General features: G+C 54.9%; 1 protein-coding gene and 1 pseudogene. Both read right to left on the reverse strand.

What is annotated here, in order from left to right; translation table 11 throughout:
* Positions 1–292 (reverse strand): MobA/MobL family protein (locus tag LI162_RS16110; RefSeq protein WP_227156882.1); only part of this gene is annotated, 292 nt, incomplete at its 3' end.
* A pseudogene (locus tag LI162_RS16115) lies at positions 258–388 on the reverse strand (DUF3847 domain-containing protein); the annotation flags it as partial. The pseudogene LI162_RS16115 and the gene LI162_RS16110, both read right to left, overlap by 35 nt.

A 388-nucleotide genomic window follows, 5' to 3' on the forward strand; every position in this document is an offset into this window, starting at 1 on the left:
GGGAAAATTCATTCTGCAAGGCAATGTCAAAGCTGTATGCAAGCTGGGCGTTCTTTCCACGCTCGGCTTTTTCCACGGCGTTCCATAGGGTCTGGCGGTCTGCGTATTCGGGCGGTGCATGGGACGGCAGGAGAATGTCAGAGCAGATCACGCCGCCCTTTCTGGTGTAGTCGCTGTATTCGCCGTAATACTCGCTATACAATCGCGCCCCGGCTCGGTAGGCGGCAGAAGCGATAGCGGACTGTCCTGCGCTTCGCTTAGTCTGCGTGACGCTCAGATGAAATAGTGCCATCGGCTTTCAACTCCTTTTCTCTGTTCGCTTGGTTGGTGTGAGTAATCGCCATGTGACGGACGGCTCGCTGGACTTCGGACAGAGAAAAGATGTGTT

This window comes from Mediterraneibacter sp. 210702-DFI.3.120, from assembly GCF_020561005.1.
GTDB classification, from domain to species: Bacteria; Bacillota; Clostridia; order Lachnospirales; family Lachnospiraceae; genus Mediterraneibacter; species Mediterraneibacter faecis.